General features: G+C 46.0%; 26 protein-coding genes and 1 tRNA gene. 7 read left to right on the top strand and 20 right to left on the bottom strand.

Annotated elements, in window-relative coordinates; translation table 11 throughout:
• Window positions 1-130 precede the first annotated feature (130 nt).
• Window positions 131-688: a recombinase family protein gene (locus KEF85_RS09770; protein ID WP_215580002.1), complete on the top strand. Its 558-nt coding sequence runs from the start codon at window positions 131-133 to the stop codon at window positions 686-688.
• 281 nt (window positions 689-969) lie between these two features.
• On the opposite strand, the gene KEF85_RS09765 is transcribed toward KEF85_RS09770, so the two are convergent.
• The 13 genes from KEF85_RS09765 to KEF85_RS09710 form a co-directional block, all read right to left on the bottom strand.
• Complete coding sequence (locus KEF85_RS09765) at window positions 970-1,176, bottom strand: hypothetical protein (RefSeq protein WP_215580000.1); 207 nt, start codon at window positions 1,174-1,176, stop codon at window positions 970-972.
• Between the two features lie 28 nt (window positions 1,177-1,204).
• The gene (locus KEF85_RS09760; protein ID WP_215579998.1) at window positions 1,205-1,741 is read right to left on the bottom strand and encodes a JAB domain-containing protein; all 537 of its coding nucleotides are present in this window, start codon (window positions 1,739-1,741) and stop codon (window positions 1,205-1,207) included.
• Window positions 1,738-1,962 carry a hypothetical protein gene (locus KEF85_RS09755; RefSeq protein ID WP_215579996.1) on the bottom strand — a complete coding sequence of 75 codons (225 nt, stop codon included), beginning with the start codon at window positions 1,960-1,962 and terminating at the stop codon, window positions 1,738-1,740. Before KEF85_RS09755 ends, KEF85_RS09760 begins: the two co-directional genes overlap by 4 nt.
• Before the next feature lie 143 nt (window positions 1,963-2,105).
• Entirely contained in the window at window positions 2,106-2,429 is a 324-nt protein-coding gene (locus KEF85_RS09750; RefSeq protein WP_215579994.1) for a hypothetical protein, read from the bottom strand.
• Between the two features lie 99 nt (window positions 2,430-2,528).
• Complete coding sequence (locus KEF85_RS16940; RefSeq protein WP_281413627.1) at window positions 2,529-2,651, bottom strand: hypothetical protein; 123 nt, start codon at window positions 2,649-2,651, stop codon at window positions 2,529-2,531.
• Window positions 2,652-3,079: 428 nt separating this feature from the next.
• Window positions 3,080-5,059 (bottom strand): cell wall-binding protein, encoded by a 1,980-nt coding sequence (locus tag KEF85_RS09745; RefSeq protein ID WP_215579992.1) that lies wholly within the window; start codon window positions 5,057-5,059, stop codon window positions 3,080-3,082.
• The gene (locus KEF85_RS09740; protein ID WP_215579989.1) at window positions 5,049-5,984 is read right to left on the bottom strand and encodes a toprim domain-containing protein; all 936 of its coding nucleotides are present in this window, start codon (window positions 5,982-5,984) and stop codon (window positions 5,049-5,051) included. Before KEF85_RS09740 ends, KEF85_RS09745 begins: the two co-directional genes overlap by 11 nt.
• Window positions 5,981-6,322: a hypothetical protein gene (locus KEF85_RS09735; protein WP_215579987.1), complete on the bottom strand. Its 342-nt coding sequence runs from the start codon at window positions 6,320-6,322 to the stop codon at window positions 5,981-5,983. Before KEF85_RS09735 ends, KEF85_RS09740 begins: the two co-directional genes overlap by 4 nt.
• The gene (locus tag KEF85_RS09730; RefSeq protein WP_215579985.1) at window positions 6,322-6,606 is read right to left on the bottom strand and encodes a hypothetical protein; all 285 of its coding nucleotides are present in this window, start codon (window positions 6,604-6,606) and stop codon (window positions 6,322-6,324) included. The genes KEF85_RS09735 and KEF85_RS09730 overlap by 1 nt, the downstream gene beginning before the upstream one ends.
• Window positions 6,603-6,875: a helix-turn-helix transcriptional regulator gene (locus KEF85_RS09725; protein ID WP_215579983.1), complete on the bottom strand. Its 273-nt coding sequence runs from the start codon at window positions 6,873-6,875 to the stop codon at window positions 6,603-6,605. Before KEF85_RS09725 ends, KEF85_RS09730 begins: the two co-directional genes overlap by 4 nt.
• A 188-nt stretch (window positions 6,876-7,063) precedes the next feature.
• Window positions 7,064-7,702 (bottom strand): hypothetical protein, encoded by a 639-nt coding sequence (locus KEF85_RS09720; RefSeq protein WP_215579981.1) that lies wholly within the window; start codon window positions 7,700-7,702, stop codon window positions 7,064-7,066.
• Between the two features lie 104 nt (window positions 7,703-7,806).
• Window positions 7,807-9,039 carry a tyrosine-type recombinase/integrase gene (locus KEF85_RS09715; protein ID WP_215579979.1) on the bottom strand — a complete coding sequence of 411 codons (1,233 nt, stop codon included), beginning with the start codon at window positions 9,037-9,039 and terminating at the stop codon, window positions 7,807-7,809.
• A 163-nt stretch (window positions 9,040-9,202) separates the two neighbouring features.
• Window positions 9,203-9,290, bottom strand: a tRNA-Ser gene (locus KEF85_RS09710).
• Between the two features lie 250 nt (window positions 9,291-9,540).
• On the opposite strand from KEF85_RS09710, the gene KEF85_RS09705 reads away from it, so the two are divergent.
• Window positions 9,541-10,239 (top strand): SDR family oxidoreductase, encoded by a 699-nt coding sequence (locus KEF85_RS09705; RefSeq protein WP_215579977.1) that lies wholly within the window; start codon window positions 9,541-9,543, stop codon window positions 10,237-10,239.
• Between the two features lie 111 nt (window positions 10,240-10,350).
• Here KEF85_RS09705 and KEF85_RS09700 read toward each other — a convergent pair whose 3' ends face one another.
• The 7 genes from KEF85_RS09700 to KEF85_RS09670 form a co-directional block, all read right to left on the bottom strand.
• Window positions 10,351-10,857, bottom strand: coding sequence for a hypothetical protein (locus KEF85_RS09700; protein WP_215579975.1), 507 nt, complete (start codon window positions 10,855-10,857; stop codon window positions 10,351-10,353).
• Between the two features lie 76 nt (window positions 10,858-10,933).
• Window positions 10,934-11,497: a chorismate--pyruvate lyase family protein gene (locus tag KEF85_RS09695; protein WP_215579973.1), complete on the bottom strand. Its 564-nt coding sequence runs from the start codon at window positions 11,495-11,497 to the stop codon at window positions 10,934-10,936.
• Window positions 11,498-11,499: 2 nt separating this feature from the next.
• Window positions 11,500-13,587, bottom strand: coding sequence for an ATP-dependent DNA helicase RecG (gene recG, locus KEF85_RS09690; RefSeq protein ID WP_215579971.1), 2,088 nt, complete (start codon window positions 13,585-13,587; stop codon window positions 11,500-11,502).
• 43 nt (window positions 13,588-13,630) lie between these two features.
• Window positions 13,631-14,026: a RidA family protein gene (locus KEF85_RS09685; RefSeq protein WP_215579969.1), complete on the bottom strand. Its 396-nt coding sequence runs from the start codon at window positions 14,024-14,026 to the stop codon at window positions 13,631-13,633.
• Between the two features lie 2 nt (window positions 14,027-14,028).
• The gene (locus tag KEF85_RS09680) at window positions 14,029-16,209 is read right to left on the bottom strand and encodes a RelA/SpoT family protein (protein WP_215579967.1); all 2,181 of its coding nucleotides are present in this window, start codon (window positions 16,207-16,209) and stop codon (window positions 14,029-14,031) included.
• An 8-nt stretch (window positions 16,210-16,217) separates the two neighbouring features.
• A complete protein-coding gene (rpoZ, locus tag KEF85_RS09675; protein ID WP_215579965.1) occupies window positions 16,218-16,457 on the bottom strand; it encodes a DNA-directed RNA polymerase subunit omega in 240 nt (79 codons plus the stop codon).
• Between the two features lie 633 nt (window positions 16,458-17,090).
• Window positions 17,091-18,545 carry a M48 family metalloprotease gene (locus tag KEF85_RS09670; RefSeq protein WP_215579963.1) on the bottom strand — a complete coding sequence of 485 codons (1,455 nt, stop codon included), beginning with the start codon at window positions 18,543-18,545 and terminating at the stop codon, window positions 17,091-17,093.
• Between the two features lie 370 nt (window positions 18,546-18,915).
• Here KEF85_RS09670 and tusD point away from each other — a divergent pair, with 370 nt between their 5' ends.
• From tusD to KEF85_RS09645, 5 genes are all read left to right on the top strand, one after another.
• Window positions 18,916-19,305: a sulfurtransferase complex subunit TusD gene (gene tusD, locus KEF85_RS09665; protein ID WP_215579960.1), complete on the top strand. Its 390-nt coding sequence runs from the start codon at window positions 18,916-18,918 to the stop codon at window positions 19,303-19,305.
• A gap of 12 nt (window positions 19,306-19,317) precedes the next feature.
• The gene (tusC, locus tag KEF85_RS09660; protein ID WP_215579958.1) at window positions 19,318-19,674 is read left to right on the top strand and encodes a sulfurtransferase complex subunit TusC; all 357 of its coding nucleotides are present in this window, start codon (window positions 19,318-19,320) and stop codon (window positions 19,672-19,674) included.
• Between the two features lie 57 nt (window positions 19,675-19,731).
• Window positions 19,732-20,727, top strand: coding sequence for a bifunctional biotin--[acetyl-CoA-carboxylase] ligase/biotin operon repressor BirA (gene birA, locus KEF85_RS09655; protein WP_215579955.1), 996 nt, complete (start codon window positions 19,732-19,734; stop codon window positions 20,725-20,727).
• Window positions 20,724-21,458, top strand: a complete 735-nt coding sequence (locus tag KEF85_RS09650; RefSeq protein WP_215579953.1) for a type III pantothenate kinase — start codon at window positions 20,724-20,726, stop codon at window positions 21,456-21,458. The genes birA and KEF85_RS09650 overlap by 4 nt, the downstream gene beginning before the upstream one ends.
• A gap of 216 nt (window positions 21,459-21,674) precedes the next feature.
• Window positions 21,675-22,208: a hypothetical protein gene (locus tag KEF85_RS09645; protein ID WP_215579951.1), complete on the top strand. Its 534-nt coding sequence runs from the start codon at window positions 21,675-21,677 to the stop codon at window positions 22,206-22,208.
• The last annotated feature ends 38 nt before the right edge of the window (window positions 22,209-22,246 follow it).

The following is a 22,246-nucleotide window of genomic DNA, read 5'->3' as shown; positions in this document are numbered from 1 at the left end:
CATTATTTTACACAACCGGCCACCCCCGCAAACCCGCATTCTGCCGTGTAAATAAAAGTTAATTTGACATTTTATTTACACATGATAATCTTACTTTAAGACTTTATTTTACACTTAGCGGGGCAAGATCATGAAAGGTCAACACATTGGATACATCCGGGTAAGCTCAACTTCTCAAAACACAGAACGCCAATTGGCAGACGTGCAACTAGACCGTACCTTTACCGACAAGGCCAGCGGCAAAGATGCAAATCGGCCAGAACTCAGCAACTGCCTTAATCATTTAAGGGAAGGTGACGTTTTACACGTTCACAGCATCGACCGGTTAGCCAGGAACTTAAAAGACCTGCAAACCCTCATCGAAACGCTAACCCTAAAAGGCGTAACCGTTAAATTCTACAAGGAGCATTTAACCTTTGAAGCCGCTCATACCTCACCCATGCAAACCCTTATGCTGCAAATGCTGGGTGCGTTTGCAGAATTTGAAAGAACCCTGATTAAAGAAAGACAACGGGAAGGCATAGAAGCCGCCAAGGCCCAAGGCAAAAAGCTGGGCGCACCGGCCAAACTGACAGCCGATCAGGTAGCGACCATCAAAGTCCGGATTGAACAAGGGCAGGATAAAAGCAAGGTTGCCAAAGATTTCGGTATTAGCAGACCGACTTTATATAAACTCCTGGCAGCATAAATTAAAAACTTCGGGCAGGATGAATTCGCCTTGCGGGCATTAAAAAAATACTGATAAAATCCTAAGAACAAAGGCCGCATTGACTTGCTTACGCCGGGAATTGGACCCGGATGGTACTCAAGCCAACCCGGCCTTTGTTTTTGCACTTTAAAAACTCAAATCCGATCATCTACAGTTATCAGCCAGCCTGGTTTGATTTTCAAACCATTCAACCGCCTCACTAGCTTGATTGGTAGCAACATGAATTGTCGAAATCAAACCGCTCAAGATAAAAGCCGCTTTTAGCTTTTCTGGAATATGATCGCCCACATCGTCCGCATCCAAAAATAATCCAGGAGCGACGCGCACGAAGAAATAGCGCAAATAGACTCTTTTAATTTTTCAATATGCAATTCAATAGCTTTCAATTCAGCTTCATCGAGTTTAAGTAAAACAACTTGCTCGTTATCGGTAGGGCTAATTTTATAAATCCCTAATTCTTTAGTCATAACTCTATGCTTTGGGTTTCAAGGATTATTAAAGCAAGCCATGCTCGGCAAACGAAAAATAACCCCGTTTGCTGACAATAAAATGATCTAACACCCGAATATCAACCAGCGCCAAAGCCTTAACCAGCTTTTCGGTGATGTATTTGTCTGCATTACTGGGTGATAAAATACCGCTGGGATGATTATGGGCAAAGATAAGAGCCGCAGCATTCAACTGTAAAGCCCGTTTCAGCACTTCGCGCGGATAAACAGACGCGCTATCTATCGTACCCCTGAATAACTGTTCAGCATTAATGATACGGTGCTGGTTATCCAGGAACAGACAAACAAATACTTCATGTTCTAAATCACGGTAATGGGCTTGCAGCCAGGTGGCGGTAAAATTTGGACTGGTCAGCGCCACGCCTTGGCTGATTTGCCTATTCAACAGCACCTTGGCCGCCTTAATGATTTGCGCTTCAGTCAGGGCTGCTCTAGCACGATACCTGCCGCGTTCATCACAAACAAAATGCGGGATCTTAATTATGCTGCCTGAATCGGCTGAGTGATTGCTAACCGCTCTCATTGCACACCCCCGACGCGACTGGCGCGAATAGACTTAACCAGGGCGGCCAGTGCTTCACACTCGCTTTGTAGGCAAACCAAGGCGCTGCCGGTCAATTCATTGCGTTCAATCTCTTTGGCCGTCATACCATAGCAGAACGCCAACCCGGCAAAGGATTGATGCAGATTATTAAGAATGCTTTGATTATGCTCGATTTGAGCGGGATTATTGGTGCTGTTCATGGCAGTTACTCCGATGCTGAAATATAAACCACCACCCGTGATTCTCACGTCATGGGTGACGGGATTGCAAGGGGTGAGAATACCGCGCATCGGTGCGGCCAGCCTTGCGACTGCCCAAACAACCCCGCCATAACAGAAAGCAATTAACGCCACGCAAAATAGCGGGCATAAAAAAGCCACTGGCAAAAGTGGCGATTATTCGCCGGTGCAAACGGGTTCTCACGCCCGGCCTTGCTGCTGCAAGACGGTTTGATTGTGGCACTATGCAAGTAGGGTGTCAACAGAGAAAACCAACAATTCGCCGCCGGCTGATCAATCAAAACAAAAAAGCCTTTACCGAAGCAAAGGCTTTTAATCCGGTGGCGAGACGCAACAATCGCGATGGCCACAACGTCAGATCGGCAATAAGGATAGTTAATCCCGATAATCTTGTCAAACACACCCCGCGCCCCTATTTTCCACGCCATGAGTAGCGGGCAAAGCCCGATTGGTAACGCCTAAACCAGTGCTTTTATACTCAAAACCCGACAATTTATGCATAACCTATTGAAAAAATTTTCAAAATGTCATGATTTGTCATGTTTTGTCGGGTGTCCGGCAAGGCCAAAACAAAACCAAAACACCGGCCAGGCATCCAGCGCCCATCCATTCACAAAAATGGGTTTTCCCATTTCATTAATTTTGCCCATGACCGGCCATCTTGAGAACGCTACCTTATAAAATATTTATACCCCCCCATGTGTGAAAACTTGGGGAGTTGGGGAGATAGGCCGCTAGGCCAGTAATGACACGGCCTACAGCCTCCCCAACACTTGGGGAGCTCCCCAAATAAAATAGGCTATTTTTAGGGGAGACGGCAAAAATCCGCCTAATTCTTGAATACTGGCCTTTTGACTGCCTCCCCTAAATTTTTGGGGATTTCCCCAACTATAAAAAACTTTTGGGGAGGCTGTAAGCCTTGGTATCTATAGGCTTAAGTAGTATTTCCCCAAATTCCCCAAAAATTTATATATACCCTATAACTGTTTTTCAGCATTGAGCGGTTAAACTCACAAAAAACCGGCCTTCAAAGCGGCTGACAGCTATCCTATGGCGTAAATTTCGGGGGGTGCGGGGATTAACCAGACTCAATTAATTCAGCAGACAGCACCATCACACGAACAGAACGCCCGGCAACTGTGCGCTTAACGGCTGTACGCGGTTTTTTAGACTTGGTATCCGGTTCAGTTTTCAATATCAAGCCTTTTTCCTGCATCCGCCGCCATAAGCTAGGCTGACTTATTAGAAAGGTTTCACCTTGACCTCTGGCGAACTGTTGCACGACCTTAAAAACGCATTCCGGTTGTAGCCAGACTTCAGCTGGCCCGGCTGAACTGATTTCAGAATACCACCCAATCAAATCACCTTTAGGGCTGAGTATTTTATCCCCTGTAACATCGGTACCCGCATCACGCCAACCCCATGAAAATGGCCGCTCATTCGGTGGCCCTTGGTTTAATCTATCGGCTATATGGGCCTCACCACTACTTAACGCGGCCTGTAATAGCTTTAAGAATCGCTCGGTTTCGTCTTGTTCGGTCTGGTACTCTGTTTGCTCGGTAAAGGCCTGTTTTAAGCTGGTTTCAATCGCCAGTAACAGGCTATTGCTTTGCACTGATGTTACCGCTTCAACATCCGTTAAGAACTCCAGAAAAGTATCAATCCCGGCCATCAGGTTGGCATAAATTTCAGGGGCGCGTGGGTGACTGGCAGCAAAGCCTTCACGAATAGCCAGGCTGCGTAACTGCTGTATCATTTCCGGGAAACTGCGCTTTAGATCATCCAGGCGCGGCGCTAACCATTGCAGATAGGCAGACATTAGACCTGTAAATTGTTCTAACGCTGCAGCCCGCTGTAATTCGGATAAAACCGCGTTATCAACATCCATTCGGTTTAATTCAAGAATCAGCAAGCGGCCAAGCAAGGATTGACCACGCGGTAAGTCTTCCGCTGTAATCAGCATCATAGAACGATTAAAAGGCGCGGCCTTGGCCTGCATATTAGAATCCCGCCGCCCACGCCCGGCCTGATTGCCAGTGTTTCTAATCAACCGTTCCGCCATAGCGTGCAGTTTGGCCGCTTCGGCTTGGCTGACACTGGGCTTAAAATCGTCTACCGTAAAAACGCCATCTTTGGCTTGATGAGCTTTCATTTCACAATCGTTGACGGAATCCGACCAGTTACCGGGAAAACCCCGGTTAGCATCAAAATTGCCAAAAAAGGCTTGGACAATGGCGGCCAGCGCCGATTTGCGCGAACCGGTTAAACCATGCAGCCAGATAGCAAAAGCAGTGGGGTGGCATTCACCCAACGGGGCACGAACCGCAGCGGCCAGCAATGCCGCGCCTATATGTGGTTTTGTCGGGCAGACTTTCAACAACATTAAGGCATTATTCACTGCTTGTTTAAGTCCATCACCAGCCAAAGGCGCGGGTAACTGGTAATTGCCCATCTGGCCCCGGCCAAGATCAACGGTAAAGCCATCCGTCAGACCGGTGGCGGATATAGCCCCCGTACCAGTCAAATACAGCCAGTGTTCGTCTATTTCTTTCCAGCCGCCGTGCTTATAAACGGTGGTTACTGGAATATCACCATCAAGCCTAGAATACATTTGAATACATACCCTGATATTGTCCATTTTTTGAGAACCCGCCAATACCAGTGCCTTCATTCCCCAGGCGTCCGTAATCCAGGTGGTTTGCCTGGAAGAGAAGCTTTTAGTCGATACTTCAACGCGTCTTAACAGTTGACCATTTTCACGCACCCCCTCAATAATCAAGATGCTTTCTTCACTTAAACCATCATCAGTCAGTCTTTCTTCAATCACTTTACATGAAAAATCACAAAGTTTAATTTTTTCAAAACCGCCATCATTCTTTGATTTCAAATGATAAAAACAATTATCAATGATTTGATAATTGCCAAATTGTCGCCCTTCATTCTTGCTTTTCCCGCCCCCCTGGCCACTACCACCTCCAACATTACCGGCTTTTTTGGTCGGTGGTTTATTGGCGGAATCAATCAATTTCAATACAGGCTTAGTGTCCTTATCCGACATGGCCCACCTCGCGTAAATACAGCGCATAGTCGTTAAAATCCCCCACAATCGGGGGAACGGCCACACTGCCGCCAACGTCAGCCGCCGCTTCGGTGGCTTTGGTCAGGCCAGGATTACCGGCTGATTGATCATTATCAGCACAAAACACAATCTCAGCCGCCGGTAACTTAGCCCGCACAATCCGCCCCACGGCCATCAGGTTATTGGCCGTAAACGCCAGGTAAACCCGATAACCGCTTTCTTCATGCAAAGTGGCCCCGGTAGCGTAGCCTTCACAAATCAGCACCTTGTCAGTTTTTGCCCCCAGCCACCAAAACAAGCCAGCTAGACCTCCACTAGGCAAAAAGTCTTTATCACGATCTAAAACCGGGTGCTTATCCGGAAAAATCGCCTGCAAACTACTCAGCGTACCTGTTTCGCAAAACATCGGTACCAACAAACAACCCTCAATTAATAACGTGTTATGCCTGCCGTCATCGGTTTTAATCACCCGCTTCCAGCAGCCCAACCGCAAACCATAAGGCTTAACTTGCTTACGCGCCAGGTAAGGATGATCAACTGGCGCGGGAGCAGCCGCCGACCAGATGGCTTGCGCCCGCCGACTAGCCTTTTCCAACTGCTCTAACTGTTCCGCCGTCCGCCGGCGCTGTTCCGCTTTAATACGCGCCCGCTCGGCGGCTTGTACCGGGGTAGATTTATCAATTGTGTTATTAACGAAAAAGCTCTGTTTCTGGCCGCTTTTGTGATTCCAAACGATACCGCCTTGCCGATCAGGAAAAACCTTAATCCGGCCATCGTTACGGCCCCGGTGATCGTCCACCAAATCAGCCACATGAAAACGGCCATCACTAGGCACAGCCTTATATTCAACGCCAATGGCCAGGCAGGCCACCCGGCAAGCGTCATCAATGCTGCTCAAATTCATAATACGCCGCCGCTATCATCGGTAAGAGCAGAAAAACCATACTCATCTTTAAGCCAGGCTTCTAAACTTGCATAATTCTCGCCAGTAGCAGAAAAAACCTGCCCGGTATCCGTCTTAATAGCGACATAGCCGTCAGTATTATCTATGGTTATCGGTGTATGACTGGTTTGTAAATAGCCGCGTTCTTTGTTTTTATAAATCTCAACTAAATACCCTATGATTGGTTCTAAATAATAGCCGACAACTGCGTAATTTTCTTCAGGGCCTGCCTTATCCAAAATAACAATATTAAAGCCAGGTAAAGCCGGTATAACTTGGGGTTGTATATTTAAGCTCATTAAACACCCCCATCAACATTAGTCAGTTTATGAAGGTATTCCAGCCAATCTGCTAAACAAGTAAATTCCAGTTTTAAGGAATACACTCGCCCATTGGGTGCGATTGAAGCGCTAAACTCACCTGTAAATATACCAACCGGTGTAATCGGCTTTACTAGAGGATCATCAACATACCAACCAATAACCGGATATTGTTTTAAGGTATCAACATTCAATCCGCTTAAAATTTCATCGTAATTGGTTTTGACAGCCAACCAACCATCTTTTGCATGTATGTATTTCATTTCACACCCCCAATTTTATCTAATAGCGCCCTTATTTCAGCAGCCGACCAGACGCGGCAGCGTGAAGACAATAGCTTGCCTGCCGGATACAATCCGGATTTAACGCCATTAAGAAAGGAAGATTTAGAGACACCTAAAACGGCTAGAACGCTTGGAAGCCTCACAAAGCCTTCGGTTGGTAACGGATAAGCGGCATAAGTAATTTTGGTTCTTGACTTACGCGCCGCGCTTTGTGCGGATAACTCTAACAGATCACGCTTTGATGACATTGTACAACCCTCGTAAATACTTAATAAGACGGGTTACACAATACGAAAAAAAATACAACTAAAAAACCAAGGAAAACTAAGGAGTGTAACTCATTCCCTATATTGCCTTAGATTATAGATGCATAAACTATTGATTTTAATTTTATTTTGTTTGTAACTAAATTGATGTTTTAATAGTGCCCCTTTATTTATTCTTGGGAATCCCTTTGTTTTTTTACAGGCCGCCCACTCTTTTTCTTGCAATTGTTTTCTGTACTGTATATCTGCCAAAAGTCTTTTAAGAATGTATTAATGCATATATTCCAAAGGTTGGGATTAGATTTTTTCAATAAATTAAGAATTTGTTCATGAGTATAATTTTTATCCTCAATCCCAGACTTTGATTTATAGCTATCATAGCTATCTTTTCGGCGCTCATATGTATCTCTATTATTTTTTTTAATTGTTTTATGAGTTTCTATTGTATTATCAAAATCACTTTCCGACAAAAAATTAGGCTTATCTTCTTCACCTAATAAAGTAAGTATTTTCTTTGCCATATCCTTACTTAAAAAGATTTTTGTTACATTGTCTGGGTAAAGATAATGCCAAGCATCCACGCCATTTTTTCTTTGATATTTCTGTATCTCTTTTAAAATATCTTCACCAAAAACATCCAAAATACTTTTGCAACTAGAGTATTCAAGCTGAATATAAGATGGATAATTTAAAAATCTATTACGAAGCCATTCAAAACTAGATGTTCCGTTATGCAAACAAATAATTTCGCAAAGCGTAAACTTATCCAACCGATCAAACCATTCTCGGTTACTTTCTGATATCGACATTTCACCCCCCCCTTCAAAGTGTCAATCCTCAAAAAAAGGAAACCAAGCCAACCGGTTGAAGGTTTCCTGCTTTCGCCCCGTCGAGCTAGGCTTGGTTAAACTGACTAAACTATTTTTTTAAACGGTATCACTTGCGCCCCGGACTTCAAGCTATCCAAATAATCCGACCATGTTTGCATCATTTTGCGGCGTTCGGGCAGGTGCTGAGCGCGGTTATAGGCGGCCTTAACTTTGTTTCGCTCTGCGTGTGATAACTGCCTTTCGATCATGTCGGAATGAAAACCTTGTTCGTGTAGCATGGTGCTTGCAGTGGTGCGGAAGCCATGCGCGGTATGCTGGCCTTGGTAACCCATACGCCGGATTGCCGCGCCAATGGATTCGCGGCTTATATGAGGCTCGCCGCCTTTCTTTCCTTGATTGCTTGCGAATACATAACGCCCATTGCCCGTTAACGGGTAAATCTCCCGCAATAGCGCCAGGGCTTGACGGCTTAACGGCACAATATGCGCGTCTTTCATTTTCATCTTGTCGGCGGCTATTCGCCATTCGGCCAACTCTAAGTCAAATTCCGTCCACTCGGCGGCGGCAAGGTTGGCAGGGCGGGCAAAAATTAAGGGTTGGAGTTGTAACGCGGTTCTAACCACAAAATTGCCTTGATAGGCGTCTATATCGCGTAATAATTGCGCAAGGGGTTTTGGCTCGGTAATGGCTGGAAAATGGCCCCGAACCGGCGAAGGCAAGGCCCCGCGTAGATCGGCGGTTACATCCCTTTCCGCGCGGCCCGTGGCGACGCCATAGCGCAAAACTTGCCCAATAAATTGCTTGGTGCGTGCGGCGGTTTCCAACGCTCCCCGGTCAACTATGCGGCGAAGCGTGGTCAATACCTCAACCGGCGTTAATTCCTTAATTGGCCGGTTCCCTAGCCAAGGGAAAACGTCACGGGTAAGGCATTGCTCAAGGTGGGCGAAGTGGCTGGCGCTCCAACGCTTGCGATTGGCTTCCATGTATTCCTTAGCGACGGCCTTCAGAGTGTTTTCACCGCTTCCGGTTTTTTCAACCATGCGGGTAATGGCGGGGTCTATGCCGTTGGCTATTTGCTTTCGTAGTTCGTCCCGTTTGTCGCGTGCTTGGCTTAAGCTGATTTCGGGGTAAGTCCCCAATGAAAGCAGTTTTTCCTTACCCCCAAAACGGTACTTGAAGCGCCACCACCTACCCCAACCGGCTTGTTGTGGCTTCAAAAGTAGGAACAAACCCTTTTCATCGGCCAACTTAAAAGCCTTGCCGTTACTGGCTTTGGCGTGTTTGTGGGCGTTTTTGCAAGCGGTATCGGAAAGCATTTGGGGTAACTCCTATCTTGCTAGGCTACGTTACCCCAAATGTTACCCCTAGTTGATAGTGAATTTCAATAGTTTTCGTTGTGCTTTGTTGCGCAACAAATTTGCTTCAAGGCTTGAAATTTCAGGATTTTTTGACTTCGTTAAGCTTCGTTGGAAGCTAAAATGGCGGAGAGAAAGGGATTCGAACCCTTGATACGTTGCCGTATACACACTTTCCAGGCGTGCGCCTTCGACCGCTCGGCCATCTCTCCAAAGATAGTTATTACAGAATGTTAAATATCACCCATGCTGTAAAACAGCCTATTATAGTAAAAAGTTGGTTTTATTGCAAACTGATCTACAATTTACTCTAGATAGAAGTCTCAATCTACTGTTTTTTTTCTTGTTTTTTTTGATTTTCTGCTAGCCTCATCTTGCTTTAGCAAGCTAAGATATATATGGTAGCGTTTAATACCAATTTTATCATTTGCTAGTTTAGCTTTAATTAATAGGGGTTGTTATATGCAGAAAACCGTGTTAATCACAGGAGCAAATCGAGGCTTAGGTCTTGAATTTAGTCGTCAATATGCTGAAGCAGGTTGGCGGGTAATTGCGACATGTCGTAAGCCTGAGTCTGCTAAGGCATTGTTAGCTTTGGCAGATGAGTATTCCAGTGTGCAGATAGAAGCTCTGGATGTGACTGATTTTGCCGAAATTGACGGTTTGTCTGAACAATTGGCTGACGAGGTGATTGATGTATTGTTAAATAATGCGGGTGTTTACGGCGACACCCCGGAACATGGTTTTGGTGCCCTGGATTATCAGGTCTGGCAAACCACTTTACTGATTAACACAATCGCCCCAGTCAAGTTGGCCGAAGCGTTTCTACCGCATCTGGAGCGGGGAGCCAATAAACTGATAGCTTCAGTCAGCAGTTTGATGGGTAGTGTTACTGATAACACCAGTGGTGGCAGTTTAGTATACCGCTCCAGTAAGGCAGGCTTAAATGCCGCTCTAAAAAGCTTGTCTATCGACTTGCGAAGTCTTGGTATTGGCGTGCTGATATTGCATCCAGGTTGGGTTAAAACCGATATGGGTGGTGAAAATGCCTTGATTGATGTTGAGCAAAGTATCACCGGGATGCGGCAGGTCATTAAGTCTTTTACCCTGAGTCAATCTGGTCAGTTTATAAAATACGATGGCACCATAATGCCTTGGTGATTATGAATGGATCTTAAGGCCGCTTGGTTTCCGGCCAGACACCCTTTCGAAAAGGGCGTCTGGCCGGTCAGGTGGGAACCGTTAAATAGATGAGTTGCTAAGAAAAAACAGTTAGGTTTCTATATTATCCAGGCAGACAGTGATGGTATGGCGAATGATAAAAAATGTCATGGCCATTGGATAGAGGGCATAGTGTTTAGTAATTAACAGGCCTAAGATGACGAAAATGACCGCTGCGCTCATGTCGAAGCGGATCATCTTATTCAGATATCGCAAATGCTGTGCCGATTCAGTATCGAAATATTGGCTTTTATTGATTAAGGCCAGAGTCATGATCGAACTTAGCAGGGCAAAATATAAAGGGAAAAAGAAAAACATCGGCGCATCTTCGTTAAACTCCGGTTTCCAATAAGCGTACCAGACAATTAAGCCGGCAGTGGCAAAGCCATCGTGCCAGATGATATTAGGCACTTTTTTCAGATAACCGGCCAGTAGACTGGCAACCATCAAAGCCAGTCCTAAGCCTAATGCCTCCGGTGTTTCCAATATTACCAAGTATGGATTATGGGTTTGTACCAGCAATGCCAGTATTAAGCCGCTGAGAATAAGTACTATCATTTGCTTGTGTTCTGCTTTGCTAGATTAAGCTTATTGTTACCACAATATCGAGCTTGATGCCAAATAAACTCGAGGTTTAAAGAGCGTAAACTCCACCAGGCAGGAAAAATTCAGCTACCAATAGTGGGTGCTGGTGAATGGTGTATACCGTTCGCCTACCCCATAGACTGCTAGGCAAGCTTATTTGGTTTTGCAGAGCGTTTGACCATAAACTCAAAGGGATTTGGCTGAGTTGATGGTGGCTACGTTGCAGATCAGGATAGGCAAAAATCACTTCGCCCAGCGGTCGCGTACCTAAATGAGAAAGATTACGCTGAGCAATGCCGATAGTTGCGGCAGGGAGTATGGTGCGGGCTAGTATCAGCGGCTGCTGGTTGGCGTAAAGCAGTACCTCGCGGATTAATTGATAATGACCCGGTTCTAAATCCAATAGCCGACATTCATCGATAAAAGCTGGTTTCCAGTGCTGATATAGTACCTTGACGCCAAACTGATGGCCATAGATGGCACGTAAGCGTTTGGTTAATGAACCGGTTTCATAAAGCCAGGAGTGCAGTTCATCCGATAAGTGATGGCTGATTTCAAAATTATGGGTTTTCCAGCGCGGTGCCTGGTGGAAGAGAACACTTTTGGCTAACAAGGTTAAACCTCTGCGTAATGATGACTATGACCCAGCCAGCGCTGGATCAAGGCCGGCACCGCTTCTGGATGCTCCAGCAATATTAGGTTGGCGGCTGGGGCAATTAATTCCAGGATATGGCTGTCACGGTTTAAATCGGCAATTTTAAATTGGATTTGACCAGTTTGTCGGGTGCCCATCACTTCGCCTGGGCCGCGGAGTTCCATGTCTTTTTCGGCAATCACAAAACCATCGTTGCTTTCTTTTAATATGGCGAGTCTTTGTTTGCCAACAGTAGACAGCGGAGATTGGTAAAGCAACAGGCAATAGCTATCCTGATCACCTCGGCCTACCCTGCCTCTAAGTTGATGCAGTTGCGACAAGCCCAGGCGCTCGGGATTTTCGATTATCATTAAGCTGGCATTGGGCACATCCACGCCAACTTCAATCACAGTAGTGGCAACCAGTAAATCACATTGAGCTGATTTGAAGGCTTGCATGGCGCTGTCTTTTTCGCCGGCTTTCATGCGCCCATGTACCAGACCAACTCTTATTTCTGGCAGTGCTTGAGCCAAATAGGCGGCGGTTTTCTCAGCTGCTTCGCACTGGATGAGTTCAGATTCTTCGATCAGCGTGCACACCCAATAGACCTGACGTTTCTGGTTTACCCAATGGCTGATACGCTGGATAACTTCAGCGCGGCGCTCCGCTGGGATAACACTGGTTTTCACCGGTTTACGGCCTGGCGGTAGTTCATCGATAATGGATATATCCAGATCGGAATAATTAAGCATGGCTAAGGTACGTGGGATAGGGGTGGCCGTCATGATTAGCTGATGGGGGCGCAAACCACTGATTTGACCTTTTTCCCGCAGTGCCAGACGCTGATTAACTCCAAAGCGATGTTGTTCATCTATGATGATTAAACCCAGTTTTTGGTAATTGACACACTCCTGAAACAGCGCATGAGTGCCAATGACGATATTAATTTCACCACTATTCAGACCTTCCAGAACAGCCTGCCGGGCTTTACCTTTAAGCTGGCCGCTTAAGAACTCAATGCGATATTCACTAGCGGCAAACCAGCGGCTAAAGTTTTGTAAATGCTGTTCCGCCAATAATTCAGTGGGTGCCATGATGGCAACCTGATAACCAGTCGTTAAGGCCAAAAAAGCGCTGAGAGCTGCAACCACCGTTTTGCCGGAACCTACATCGCCCTGTAATAGGCGTAACATGGGTCTTGTTTGACTGCAATCGGCTTCAATCTCACTAATGACCCGCAATTGAGCCTGGGTAAGTGTAAAGCTTAAATTATCGATAAATAGCTGTTTGCTAATCGGATGGGAATTGAATACAGGTGACTGGCCATATTTATAATTTTGTTTACCTTGCTGCAGGGCTAGATGATGAGCTAAAAACTCTTCAAATACCAGGCGCTGTAATGCCGGCAGTTTACCAGTGTCCAACAAGGCGGCAGATAGTGGTGGGGTAGGATTATGCAAAGTCAGCAAGGCTTCTTTAAGATTGGGAAACCCGTGGTGTTTTAAGAGTGTAGCAGGCAAATAATCGGTAATGGTTGCTTCGTTGCCCAGACAAAGGCTGATGGCCTGATTAATCATTTTCCGCAAGCTGTTTTGACCTAGCCCTTCGGTCAGTGGGTAAACAGGTGTCAGGTTGGCTTCGGTTAATCCAGCGCTGTCTGTAACGATTTTATAGTCGGGATGCACCATTTCCAGGCCGGAATAGCCATAACGCAATTCTCCATAACAGCCTATCATGATTCCAGGTTTAAAGCGTTGGCTTTGATAGGCGCTGAAATGGAAAAATCGTAAGGATAATGCCCCGCTGGCATCGCTGATCCGGCAAATCAGACTGTTGCGCCCACGCTGAATGGTATCGATAAATTCAATGGTACCGCAAACCAGAGCCGAGCTGCCGACTCGCAAATCAGCAATCGGGGTAATCCGGCTGCGATCTTGGTAGCGTAGCGGCAAATGGAACAGCAAGTCTTGCAAAGTCTGAATACCCAGCTTTTGCAAGCGTTCAGCAGTTTGTGAGCCGATGCCTGTCAGTACAGTGACAGGCAATTGCTGCGGGTCGGCGCTATGCATCCGCTTAAGACTGTCGGACAGGACCCCGTTTCATGGCTGGAGCTCAGTAGTATTCGTTTTTTAAAACCAGAATGCCATCCATTTCAACATTGGCATCTTTAGGTAAGGCGGCAACGCCGATAGCGGCACGAGCGGGATAGGGTTCAGTAAAAAACTCAGCCATGATTTGGTTAACCAGCGGAAAATGGCCCAGATTAGTTAAAAACACATTAAGTTTGACTATGTCGGCCAATTCGCCGCCGGCTGCCTGACTGACTGCTTGCAAATTTTCGAAAACCCGGCGGATCTGGGCAGTGATATCACCATCGACAATTTGCATGGTGGCCGGATCAAGAGGTATTTGTCCGGAAAGATAAACAGTATTATCTATCTTTACCGCTTGTGAGTAAGTGCCGATGGCTTGCGGAGCCAATGGAGTTGAGATGATTTCCTTGCTCATGGTTATGCCTTGATACGAGTGATTTTTAAAACAATATTAAGCTTTTTAAGTTTGCGGATGATATTGGCCAAATGCGAACGATCACGTACCGCCAGCGTCAGCAGATCAACCGATACCCGGCTATCCTGACTCACCACATTGATATTTTCAATATTGGATTCCATGCTGGAAATTGTAGACGCTATGGTGGCCAACGAACCGCGCTGATTGTGCAGCTCTATGCGAATTTCGGCGGAATATTCGCCGGTAGCTTCGCTGCTCCATTCCACATCCAGCCAACTGGTCTGTTTCTTTCTGGCATCATTGCTGTTACAGCATTCGTGGCGATGCACCACAATGCCTTTGCCGGGATTAAAAAATCCAATGATAGGATCGCCGGGTATCGGCCGGCAGCATTTAGCCAGATTCACAACGATGCCTTCGGTGCCCTTAATAATCAGAGGCTTGCCGGAACTGCTAGGATCGCGGTCATTGAGTTTGGCAGCAGAGTTTGGGTCGGTTTGAGCAATGTACTTTGCCACTAAAAACGGCATTTTATTGCCAAGGCCAATATCCTCAAGCAAATCGGCCAGCGAGTGTTTTTTAAGTAATTGCAATACCTGAAGAATGCGGCTGTTATCAATGTCATCAAGCTGCAGATTGATAGTTTCCAACTCTGCTTCCAGCAAACGGCGACCCAGAGTAATCGCCTCTTGTTGTTTAAAGTTTTTCAGATGGGCACGGATACAGCTGCGGGCTTTAGCCGTAATGACATAGTTCAGCCACAATGGATTGGGTCTGGCCCAGGCCGCCGTGGTGACATCAATGCACATGCCGTTTTCCAGCTTGGTTTGCAGCGGCACCATTTTTTTGTCGATACGCGCAGAAATACAGGAATTGCCGACATCGGTATGAACCATATAGGCAAAGTCCACAATGCTGGCGCCGCGCGGCAGTTTAATAATTTTGCCTTTCGGGGTAAACACAAACACTTCCTGAGGAAATAGATCGACCTTCAAATTATCGATAAATTCCAACGAATCGCCCGCTGATTTTTGAATTTCCAGCAAATCACGCAACCATTCATTTACCCTGGCCTGGATAGTTTCGCTCTTATCCTTGTCAGATTTATATAACCAATGTGCGGCAATGCCGGATTCCGACATGCGGTGCATTTCATGAGTGCGAATCTGGATTTCGATCGGCATCCCATATGGGCCAATTAAAATGGTATGCAGAGATTGGTAACCATTGGCCTTTGGTAATGCGATATAGTCTTTGAAACGACCAGGAATAGGTTTGTATAAATTATGAACGCAACCCAGAGCACGATAGCAGTCATCAACTTTTTGACAGTAAATACGAAAAGCGTAGACATCAAAAACATCGGTAAACGAAATTTTCTTGATCAGCATTTTATGATAAATGCTGGCAATATTTTTTTCCCGTCCAGCAACAGTACATTCCAACCCGGTATCTTTAAGGCGAGTTTGAATGGTGTTCTGTATCGTGTCGATAATTTCCTTGCGATTACCGCGCGATTTTTTCACGGCATTGTTGATCACCGTGTAGCGGTTGGGGTATAGGGCCTTAAATCCCAAAGACTCCAACTGGTGTCGAATGTCGTTCATGCCCAGTCGATTGGCGATAGGTGCATAAATTTCGATGGTTTCCTTGGCAATCCGGCGTTTTTTTTCGCTGGGCATATTGCCCATGGTTTGCATATTGTGCAAACGGTCTGCCAATTTGACAATTATGACGCGTAAATCTTTGGCCATGGCCAGAAACATTTTTCTGACGTTTTCGGCCTGAGCTTCAGCGCGGGAGCGGCTGTCGATGCGAGTCAGTTTAGTAACGCCGTCAACTAGTTCGGCAACCTCCGAGCTAAACTGATCGCTAAGTTCTTGTTTACTGATGGGGGTGTCTTCAATGACATCATGCAGTAAGGCGGCCATAATGCCATGCGCATCCATGCGCATTTTGGCCAAGGTAATGGCAACTGAAACCGGGTGACAAATGTAGGCTTCGCCGCTTTTGCGAAACTGGCCTAGATGAGCTTTGGCGCTGTAATGGTAAGCGCGTACCACTTCATTGACTTGGGTTTCGTCGAGATAGGTATGTAAAATGCCGCACAATTCCCTGAGCAAAATCTCTTCAGGATGCTCAAGGTCATCGTTAATGGGTTTGACCGCTATCTCGGGCATAAGCAAAATTAAATCTCAATATGTGTCTCAGAAACATAACCGCTACGGTGTAAGCGTTCGATATTTTCTTCGGTAACAAATCCTGCGGCGATTTCCCTCAAGGCTAGCACAGTGTCTTTGTCTCTACCACGCGGTAGAAACTCATCAGCGCCTTTTTCCAACTGGCGCGCACGTTTACTGGCCAATATGACCAGTTTAAAGCGGTTTTCGACATTTTCTAAACAATCTTCAACAGTGACTCGTGCCATTAAATTAAACCTTCGCGTGTTTATCAGTGTGGGTTTGCTAGCGCAACTATAGGATAGCCGGAAAGCGGGGAAAGTTCCGATTATATGATAAATGTGACATTTAGCCAATTCGGTATAAAACTTTGGTGTTTATTGTCTGGCCTGAGTTTTAGTTGAGCCGGCAAACAGTGCTTGAATAGGTCATCAGCTAGCGGATAATTACAGCGGGTACGCTGATGGGTGGATAGATAGCGAACTCAGCATAAGCCTCAAAAGCGGCTTACAGTCACGCAACTCAAAATAACAACCGCAACCCAGGCCAAAACCGTCCTGGGAAAACGTCGCCCAATAAAAAGCCCGCCTAAAGCGGGCCCGTCCTGATTGTTATTTTTATTTTGTTTGGACGCCTGCCTGGAAGGCAGTTTAGTCGAGCAGTTACTGTTATTATTATTATTATGAGCCTTGATTACAGGCCGCTTCCCTCCCCCTAAAGATAAACAACCTGTTGAGTCGTTATGCACTCTGATAAGGTGGCGAAAGTGTAGTTAAATTCTGTTTCGATGTCTATAAAAAAGTTCATTTGTTTGATAATAGTTTCGCATCGAAATTATGTGGTTTAAAAACATAAACTTATAGCATCAGGCTTTGCTAATGTTATTGACGCAGTGATTTTTTGTCTTCGCGTTCAGCCTGAAAAAAGCTTAAACGTTCGTTAAGAATGGCCAGTAACTGATAGCTGAGATCCTTTTCTTCTCTGGCCAAACGGATTTGTAAAATGGCATCTTCGGTCTGACCCGTGGCGAAATAATATTCGGCCAGATAGCGGTGAGATTCACCAGGGTGATTCAAGGCTGCGTGAGATTGCGCTAACAATTCAAAATAATAAGGCTGATGTTTTTGGCTGTCCGATAAACCTTCCAGGATCAGCAAGGCCAGTTGTGCCTGAGAACTTTTTAGTAGGCTGCGGATGTATTCGATTTTTATCGCATCATTACTCGGGAAGTTGTTAATCGCCTGAGCATAGAGTTGATTAGCCGTTTCCATATTGTGGCTTTCCACGGCCGCTTTGGCCAAAGCGGCAATGTATTGCGGTTGGTTGGGGTATTGTTTAACCAATTCCGCAAAAATATCGGCAGCCGCCTGAAATTGCAGGGTTTCCATATAAACCAAACCTATCCCGTAACGCGCCACAGCTCTTTGTTCTGTGGTACCTTGTTGCCCAAGCAGCACAAAATGCTGCAAGGCTACCTGTTTGTCTGTTTCGCTGATGACTTTTAGTTTAGCTTTGGTCAGGGCATAGCCCGCAGAATCCGGATATTGTCTATAAGCATAAGTTTCCGCGCGGCCCCTGGTGTCAGCAACCCGATTTTCCGACATAGGGTGAGTTCGAAGAAATTCGGGTACACCCTGGCCGTAAAACCGGGTCGCCTGTTGCAGTTTTTCAAAAAAGGCCGGCATACTGCGCGGATCAAAATTGGAATCAAACAGAGTATTCATACCCACCCGGTCAGCTTCCTTTTCATGATCGCGAGTAAAATTTATCTGAAATTGCACATTACCGGCTTGTACCGCCATCAAGGCGGCTTGGCCCATATTAGGAGATTGAGTGGCAAGCAGAACTGCAGCCAGCGTAGCGGCAATAGTCGGTATGGACATGCGGCCGGCTTCTTCAACTGAACGATATAAATGGCGTTGGGTGACGTGAGCAATCTCATGGGCCATTACCGAGGCCAGTTCACTTTCTGATTCGGTCAAAAGTATCAACCCGGAGTTAACACCTATATAACCGCCAGGGCCGGCAAAAGCATTAATATTTTCATCCATCACCACAAAAAAATAAAAAGGATTAGCTGGTGCATAACTGTGTGCAGACAACTGATGGCCGATGGTTTGGATATATTGCTGGATCTCGGCATCCTGATTGAGTACCGCCTGAGAATGCAGATTACGAAAGAATGATTCCCCCAGTTCTTTTTCCTGAGCAGGAGAAATCAGCGTACCCGATGAATCACCCATATCCGGTAGCTGAATCTTTTCCATATCGACTGCGGGGCCGGTCTGGGCATATAAACCTAGCGCTAAAATCAGGGTAAGGTGTTTTATTTTCATTGGAGCTCAGACACAACGGCGGATTTTTGGTTCATTTGTCAAAATCGTGAGTTAAGGACAGCCATCCAGCATTCGCTACGGCTGGGGCAGTAAACATAAAGCATATTTGGGGCAAGTATTGAAAGTTACAAGATCTACCCGGTTACACCGCAAATTTTGGGCTTATATAGTGTTTAATAATTGAAATGATTTATTAAGGCTATAAATCCAAGACTTAATCACAAATTGTCTCTGATGTGGAAGATGCGATATTAAGAAGGCTAGACATTTCCAACACAAATTCATCATTAACAGTGACATAGCCAATTTTACAGACTGTTTAAGTGTTCCGTATTAAAATTAGCCTAATTTTAATTGTATTTTCCTTTCCATGAAATATGCCATACAGGTTAATAGCAGCCCATATGCAGCACAAACCGGCTTGGATGCCTTGCATTTTATCCAGGCTGCCATAGCTGCAGATCATCAAGTGTTACGGGTGTTTTTTTATCAAGAAGGTGCTTACCATGCCTTTCGTTACGCTGCAGCTCCCGCTGATGAAATACAGATTAGCGCCAGTTGGTCGCAACTGGCTGCACAACATGGCATAGATCTGGTGGTTTGTATTTCAGCGGCTCAGCGCCGGGGATTGTTATGTAGCGATGAAGCCGGGCGAATAGGAAAACAAGATAATGACCTTGGCTTAGGTTTCCGGATTGCCGGTCTAGGGCAATGGCTGGAAGCAGTTGTCCAGGCCGATCGTTGTATCGTATTTGCTTAGGCGGCCCAATTGATGAAAAATTTTTTGTTTGTCATGCGTCGTATGCCGTTTTCCGGAATTTATGTCCAGGAAACCCTGGATATGTTGTTAACTGCTGCAGCATTTGATCAGTCGGTCAGCGTATTGTTTGCCGATGACGGCGTATTACAGTTAAAAAAACACCAGCATCCGCAAACATTGGCTTTTAAAGATACCGCCGCTATTTTCACCGCACTGGAGATTTACGATGTCAATGCCTTGTATGTGGAAACCGAATCTTTACAAGCCAGAAATCTGGATGTTAATGATTTGATTTTACCGGTGCAATGCCTGCCGCGTCGTGAGATTGGTAATTTTATCGGTAAATTTGATGTGTTAATACCCGATTAACTCTGCTTTGCCAAATGAATAAGCAACCGGTTTGCTAATGCTTTTATGGATATCCCCATGCAAATGCCTGCAATTTTAAAACAGCTGCTGATGTTATTGGCCGACGGCAAATTTCATTCCGGCTCGGCCTTGTCTGTAGCGGTAGGTATCAGTCGATCGGCCATCTGGAAACAGTTACAAGCCCTGACTGACTTGGGTGTGGAATTAATTGCTGTTTCCGGTAAAGGCTATCGCCTGGGCCATGGTCTGGTATTGCTAAATCAGGCTGAAATCGAGCAAAATCTGCATCCTCCAGCGCAGGCCTTACTGCATAAACTGGAAATTCACGATGTGCTGCATTCCACCAATACCTATCTATTGGAACAGGCCCGGCAAGGCGGTGTTTCCGGTCAAGTTTGTCTGGCCGAATATCAAAGTGCCGGCAAGGGACGGCGCGGGCGCAGTTGGGTATCACCATTTGCACAGAATATTTATATTTCCCTACTGTGGCGTTATCAGGATGGTCCGGCAGCCATTGCCGGATTGAGTCTGGCGGCAGGGGTGGCGGTAGTTCGAGCCTTAAGAGCGCTGGGAATTCATGAGATTGGCCTGAAATGGCCTAACGATATATATTGGCGTTATCGAAAACTGGCTGGAATTCTAGTGGAAGTATCAGGTGAAAGCGGTGGACCGTGTTATGCCGTGCTGGGTCTGGGGCTTAATTTTTATCTCTCACCGCAGCAGGCAGAGATTATCGACCAGCCCTGGACTGATATTTGCCGAATCATGGGAGATGCCGATAGTTATCAACTGCGTAATAAACTGGTTGGTTTATTATTGAACGAGTTATTGCCGATGTTGGCAAATTTTTCCAGTAGCAGTTTCAGTCATTATGTGCAGGAATGGCGAACTTATGATTGTATGCTGGCGCGGGATGTCAAAATCGTGATTGGTGAGCAGAGTTATTTGGGCAAAGTGGCCGGCATAAATGATGACGGCTTACTATTGCTGGAAATGCCGGATGGTAGCGTGCGGAGTTTCGCCTCCGGTGAAGTCAGCGTGAAAGCGCTATGAATTTATTGATTGATATCGGTAATTCTCGCCTGAAGTGGGCAAATGAACAAGCAGGTTGCGGCTTGTCTGTTACGGTAGTGGATTATCGTCAAACCGGTTATTTGGCGGATTTACGCGAAATTTGGCGTAGTCTGACGGTGCCCGAGCACTTGCTGGTGGCCAGCGTGGCAGAATCTGCAGTCACAGCCGAAGTGCTTGACTTGGCCAACAGCTTATGGCCCCACACGCCCACTGAGTTGCCGCTGGCTGCGGCCCAGGCTTTTGGCGTGACCAATGCCTATCAAAATCCGGAAAAACTGGGTATAGATCGCTGGCTGGCCCTGTTGGCCGCACATCACTATTACCCCGGTAGTTGTTGTATCGTGGATTGCGGTACGGCGCTGACCATTGATCTGATTAATGCCGATGGTCTGCATCTGGGGGGGCTGATTTGTCCGGGATTGATGGTGATGAAAAAAGCCCTGCTTGCCAATACAGCCGCGCTGGAATTTGAGCGTGTAGCGCCGCAATTGATGCTGGCGGATACCACGGCTGCTGCGATTGATAATGGTGTGCTGGCTGCCGGTGCCGGTTGTATAGAAGCCATCGTTTCCAGACTGGAGCCAACCGATCACATATTGCTGTGCGGGGGAGATGCGAGTTTGCTGGCTGGACAATTGAACTTAAACGTGCAAATAGATGCTGATCTGGTTTTTAAAGGATTAAGTATAGTCGCTGCTGGTAAGGCATAGACATTCCTTGGTACATGCATAGTGACAAGGCTTTTGTTAATTTAAGAGATTGGTGCCAAATATTCGGCCACGCACATGGCCTAGAATGACCACGTAATTTATTGTTTAAGAAACTCTTTAGTTATTAAAAAGTTTGGCGTTAATCGTTTCTTGACAATATTTGTCAGGCGTTACAGACTGCAGCTAACCATAATAATAATTAAACAGGAGTGCATTATGAGACTACTTAATACCCTTTATCTGGCAGGGATGCTTGGTTTTCTCAGTATGCCGGCCCATAGCGACTATAAATTTGTACCCGGTGATGAGGTATTGACCAATTGTCGGCAGATATATACCAAAGGTATCATAAAAACCAAAGTCGACGATGGCTATACAGTCCATTTCCCTAAGAATAGTGGGCCTATTAATTGTCCACCGTTTCGCTGGCATAATGAATTTGTGCTGGCATTTAAATCGGTGCCGGAATACCGCTTACAATTCTTTGCCGGCCTAAAAAGTGACATTGTGTTTCGTATAGGCGAAACAGTCTTGCTAAGATTTGATCCGGATAAACGTGTGGTAAAGCGTACATCACCGGTTGATATAGAAGCCCAAATTACCGACATTAGTGCCAATGGCGCTATCGCGGTCAAACTACTCAGCACTGACCCGGAAGCCGCTGCTACCTTCTGGCAGTGGGTGGGCAGTAATTATATCGATTTGCGTCACAAGGCTCTTGAAGCTGAAATCGCTAAAAGATCCCATTGATTTTCAGGCCTTGCAGGGCCGCCATGGACACTAAACAA

The organism is Methylomonas paludis, from assembly GCF_018734325.1.
In the GTDB taxonomy this organism is placed as follows: Bacteria; Pseudomonadota; Gammaproteobacteria; order Methylococcales; family Methylomonadaceae; genus Methylomonas; species Methylomonas paludis.
Note: the sequence above shows the minus strand (reverse complement) of the source record. Positions and strands in the feature narration are given on the sequence as shown.

Excerpts from the sequence above, each read along its gene's own strand:
- KEF85_RS09770 (WP_215580002.1), top strand. The coding sequence starts at position 131 with ATGAAAGGTCAACACATTGGATACATCCGGGTAAGCTCAACTTCTCAA.
- KEF85_RS09765 (WP_215580000.1), bottom strand. The coding sequence starts at position 1,176 with ATGACTAAAGAATTAGGGATTTATAAAATTAGCCCTACCGATAACGAG.
- KEF85_RS09760 (WP_215579998.1), bottom strand. The coding sequence starts at position 1,741 with ATGAGAGCGGTTAGCAATCACTCAGCCGATTCAGGCAGCATAATTAAG.
- KEF85_RS09755 (WP_215579996.1), bottom strand. The coding sequence starts at position 1,962 with ATGAACAGCACCAATAATCCCGCTCAAATCGAGCATAATCAAAGCATT.
- KEF85_RS09750 (WP_215579994.1), bottom strand. The coding sequence starts at position 2,429 with ATGGCGTGGAAAATAGGGGCGCGGGGTGTGTTTGACAAGATTATCGGG.
- KEF85_RS16940 (WP_281413627.1), bottom strand. The coding sequence starts at position 2,651 with ATGGGCAAAATTAATGAAATGGGAAAACCCATTTTTGTGAATGGATGG.
- KEF85_RS09745 (WP_215579992.1), bottom strand. The coding sequence starts at position 5,059 with ATGTCGGATAAGGACACTAAGCCTGTATTGAAATTGATTGATTCCGCC.
- KEF85_RS09740 (WP_215579989.1), bottom strand. The coding sequence starts at position 5,984 with ATGAATTTGAGCAGCATTGATGACGCTTGCCGGGTGGCCTGCCTGGCC.
- KEF85_RS09735 (WP_215579987.1), bottom strand. The coding sequence starts at position 6,322 with ATGAGCTTAAATATACAACCCCAAGTTATACCGGCTTTACCTGGCTTT.
- KEF85_RS09730 (WP_215579985.1), bottom strand. The coding sequence starts at position 6,606 with ATGAAATACATACATGCAAAAGATGGTTGGTTGGCTGTCAAAACCAAT.
- KEF85_RS09725 (WP_215579983.1), bottom strand. The coding sequence starts at position 6,875 with ATGTCATCAAAGCGTGATCTGTTAGAGTTATCCGCACAAAGCGCGGCG.
- KEF85_RS09720 (WP_215579981.1), bottom strand. The coding sequence starts at position 7,702 with ATGTCGATATCAGAAAGTAACCGAGAATGGTTTGATCGGTTGGATAAG.
- KEF85_RS09715 (WP_215579979.1), bottom strand. The coding sequence starts at position 9,039 with ATGCTTTCCGATACCGCTTGCAAAAACGCCCACAAACACGCCAAAGCC.
- KEF85_RS09705 (WP_215579977.1), top strand. The coding sequence starts at position 9,541 with ATGCAGAAAACCGTGTTAATCACAGGAGCAAATCGAGGCTTAGGTCTT.
- KEF85_RS09700 (WP_215579975.1), bottom strand. The coding sequence starts at position 10,857 with ATGATAGTACTTATTCTCAGCGGCTTAATACTGGCATTGCTGGTACAA.
- recG (WP_215579971.1), bottom strand. The coding sequence starts at position 13,587 with ATGCATAGCGCCGACCCGCAGCAATTGCCTGTCACTGTACTGACAGGC.
- KEF85_RS09685 (WP_215579969.1), bottom strand. The coding sequence starts at position 14,026 with ATGAGCAAGGAAATCATCTCAACTCCATTGGCTCCGCAAGCCATCGGC.
- KEF85_RS09680 (WP_215579967.1), bottom strand. The coding sequence starts at position 16,209 with ATGCCCGAGATAGCGGTCAAACCCATTAACGATGACCTTGAGCATCCT.
- rpoZ (WP_215579965.1), bottom strand. The coding sequence starts at position 16,457 with ATGGCACGAGTCACTGTTGAAGATTGTTTAGAAAATGTCGAAAACCGC.
- KEF85_RS09670 (WP_215579963.1), bottom strand. The coding sequence starts at position 18,545 with ATGAAAATAAAACACCTTACCCTGATTTTAGCGCTAGGTTTATATGCC.
- tusD (WP_215579960.1), top strand. The coding sequence starts at position 18,916 with ATGAAATATGCCATACAGGTTAATAGCAGCCCATATGCAGCACAAACC.
- tusC (WP_215579958.1), top strand. The coding sequence starts at position 19,318 with ATGAAAAATTTTTTGTTTGTCATGCGTCGTATGCCGTTTTCCGGAATT.
- birA (WP_215579955.1), top strand. The coding sequence starts at position 19,732 with ATGCAAATGCCTGCAATTTTAAAACAGCTGCTGATGTTATTGGCCGAC.
- KEF85_RS09650 (WP_215579953.1), top strand. The coding sequence starts at position 20,724 with ATGAATTTATTGATTGATATCGGTAATTCTCGCCTGAAGTGGGCAAAT.
- KEF85_RS09645 (WP_215579951.1), top strand. The coding sequence starts at position 21,675 with ATGAGACTACTTAATACCCTTTATCTGGCAGGGATGCTTGGTTTTCTC.